Annotated in this window: 2 protein-coding genes, 1 pseudogene and 1 riboswitch; of the genes and pseudogenes, 2 read left to right on the forward strand and 1 reads right to left on the reverse strand. The window is 36.6% G+C overall.

Annotated features, from left to right (window positions below; genetic code table 11):
• On the reverse strand, positions 1–867 hold an 867-nt coding region (locus ACQR30_RS01860), incomplete at its 3' end, for a DUF542 domain-containing protein (RefSeq protein WP_429730449.1).
• A gap of 243 nt (positions 868–1,110) precedes the next feature.
• Between ACQR30_RS01860 and ACQR30_RS01865 the strand changes: the two genes are divergently transcribed.
• Positions 1,111–1,920, forward strand: a complete 810-nt coding sequence (locus ACQR30_RS01865; RefSeq protein ID WP_429730451.1) for a hypothetical protein — start codon at positions 1,111–1,113, stop codon at positions 1,918–1,920.
• A 99-nt stretch (positions 1,921–2,019) separates the two neighbouring features.
• Positions 2,020–2,215: riboswitch (cobalamin riboswitch) on the forward strand.
• Between the two features lie 166 nt (positions 2,216–2,381).
• Positions 2,382–3,287, forward strand: a pseudogene (locus tag ACQR30_RS01870) (5-methyltetrahydropteroyltriglutamate--homocysteine S-methyltransferase); the annotation flags it as partial.

The raw sequence follows: 3,287 nt of genomic DNA on the forward strand, positions 1-3,287 counted from the left end.
AAACAAGTATTTATACGAATTGCAAGCATCAGCCGGTAGCGTATAATTATTCGTCAACTTCCTAAAGAGTTTTAAATCATCTCCTGAATGTTCATGTTCCATTTTCATCATCTGTATAGGGCCACTCACCATTCCTTTAGGCGCCTGCGTTTTATTTTTTGCTGCAGTGACAAGGTTTTTGATATTAGGGAATAAAATTTCTTCCTCCTTCTGTAAATGATGAAGAATGTCCTGCAAAAAGTAATGAACTTTAGTCGCTAGTTCCGGCAGTTCCGGATGATTGGTTTTATGGTGTTCGGATACTTTGTGAGCCATATTATCAATCACTTCCGCATTATCTTTCGCATATTGGTGATGCGTGTTGATAATAAAATCTGCAAGAAAATCTAATGGCCACTTATCATAATCATAGTTATCGGTTACTGGCGCGGCATCTGCTGCTGCCAATGCCTTTTCCACTTCTTCAACAGTTACACCAGCTTCAGAGCTAGCCTCTTTTAATGATTTTTCACCCCCGCAACAGAAGTCGATTCCCATCTTTTTAAATACTTCTGCCTTGCGATAGTCCTTTGCAGCGATATCGCCGACAGTTGGTTCTCCGGTTTGTATATTCACAGGGTTTTTCTTTATTTCAATATACCAATGCTCCGGACCTTTTTCCAAATATTCAAATGTGAAAATATTTCCCCGCTCGCCCATTAACTGATAATATACCGGCTTTGGATCATGGTCATTATGTATAATGAAACTTTCACCCGGCTTCAAGGCATCAAAATATTCAAAGATGGTGGGATGCTTTAAGCGAGGCTCAATCAGCGTAACATCTAAAACTTTACTATCGTCTATAGTAGTATTAACTGTGCTCATTTTAATTATTATTTTATAGGTAAATCAATACCGCAAAGATAATGCATTAAAATAGTAAAAGACATTTTTATCTTTTATTATATTGCGCAATCAGGAATAATTTATAATAAAATATATTATTAGTTTATTTATAATCAATTAGAGACCTCTTCACTGTCGTCTTCAGATATAGAAGAGAACATAAACTTGACAAAATAAATTTTTAGCAGTAACATTGTAATCCAATCTTTAATACTTATTCCTATGAATGGAAACAATTTAACATTTAAAGCAATATTAACCGCTTGTCTAATTATAGGTTCGGCAACCTTTATAACAGCGCAGACCGTAACAGTAGATAATTATTTCAACAACGAAATGCACAAAGACCAAGCGGGTAAGGAAGCCAAATTCCACTATTTATGGAATGACGATGCAAACACCGGTTTTTCGAAATTGGGAGAAGCTTTTACAAACCATGGCTCAGCCGTTCTGAAAACCTTAACTGAAAAACCAACCATAGCGAATTTAAAGGGGACAGCTATTTATATTATTGCAGATCCGGACAATCTAGGCGACAATCCTCATCCAAATTATATGGATAAAGCTGCCGCCAAGAGCATCAGCAAATGGGTAAAAGCAGGCGGTGTCTTATTTCTTTTAGCCAATGACCAAAAGAATTGTGACTTAGGACATTTTAATATTTTAGCTGAAAAATTTGGCCTGCATTTCAATAAAGACTTGATATTACACGTCGTTGATGATAATCATTTTGGAGATGGTGGCATTAATACTTCAACGACGCCTATGTTTAAAACTGCCAAGGAAATTTTCATAAAAGACGCCTGTTCTATCTCTATTGATAAAAACGCAAAAGCCGTTTTAAAAGATAAAAACGGCGCCGATGTCTTAGTATATACACATTATGGAAAAGGTACCGTTCTGGCAGTTGGAGATCCTTGGTTGTATAATGAATATACCAATGGCAGGTTGCCCTCAAAATATGAAAACGATAAAGCCGCGAATGATATAGCAGCCTGGCTGCTACATCGTGTTAGAGGTCTGAAATGGTAGAAGTAAGCCAGTATTATTATTGCGCTTAGCTTTTTATTGACATTTCTTTTTCTTTGAAAAAGCTTATTTATACATACCTTTGCCGCCTTGTTCTTTGTTATAAAACCATCTGGTATAGGTTTTCCTCTAACGGGAAATGAAAAAGGAATCGCGTGCGAATCGCGGGCAGACGTGCTACTGTAAGTTCATCATCCATTGAAAAATGGTTTTGCAATATAAAAATCCACTGTAAAGATTTACGGGAAGGAATTGCAAAAGAATAAGCCAGGAGACTTACCTAAACCACAATGGCCGTAGCTTTCACGATATAAAGCTTTGGCAGTATGGAAATGCTTTCAGTCAATTCTTCTCCAACATTGAGCGTCATTTCTATGTACCTACCCTGCTTAAAATATCTAAAAATTTTACGGATAATGTAGAGCATGATTTTTATTGTTTCACGTTCCAAACAAATTAAAAACATGTTGACAAACAACTTAGGTTATCCACGCATTGGCAACAATCGCGAATTAAAAAAAGCAACAGAAGCCTACTGGCGAAAAGATATTTCGCAAAAGGATTTGTTGATCGCAGCGCAAAAAATAAGACTGCAAAACTGGCAACTACAAAAAGACGCAGGTATCGATTTAATTCCGTCCAACGACTTTTCATTGTACGATCAGATGTTGGATATGTGTCTCACTGTAAGTGCAATTCCCAAACGTTTTCACCCTTTAATCGAGGAAAAAAAACTCTCCGAAACAGATTTGTTTTTCTCCATGGCAAGAGGCTTTCAGCAGGAAGGATTTGACATTACTGCCATGGAAATGACCAAATGGCTTGACACTAATTATCACTATATCGTTCCTGAATTTTATGCCCACCAGCAATTCAATTTCTTATCCCGCAAAATTGTAGACGAATATAAAGAAGCAAAAGAAGCAGGCATAGAAACTAAGCCTGTCATCATTGGTCCTATTACTTTTTTACTCTTAGGAAAAGAAAAGGAAGAGGGCTTCCACAGACTCGATTTATTAACGAATCTGTTGCCTGTATACGAAGAAATATTGCAGCAATTAAAGGAACTAGGGGTCCAAGCTATTCAGTTTGATGAACCCTGTTTAGCAACAAATCTTTCGAATACAGAATTGAAAGCACTGACAGCAGCTTATCAAGAGTTGAAAGCAACAAGTCCCAATATTCAATTTATATTAGCCAATTATTTTGATTGTTATGGGGAAAATCTTTCGACCGTTTTAAAATTGCCAATCGATGTTTTTCATCTTGATTTATCCAGATGTCCCTCGCAATTGGATGACATCATCGCTTCCAACTTTGTCAATTTAAAAGCAAAATTTTCTTTAGGCGTAATTGACGGCCGAAATATC

This window comes from Arachidicoccus sp. (genome assembly GCF_050436765.1).
GTDB lineage: Bacteria > Bacteroidota > Bacteroidia > Chitinophagales > Chitinophagaceae > Arachidicoccus.

Excerpts from the sequence above, each read along its gene's own strand:
- ACQR30_RS01865 (WP_429730451.1), top strand. The coding sequence starts at position 1,111 with ATGAATGGAAACAATTTAACATTTAAAGCAATATTAACCGCTTGTCTA.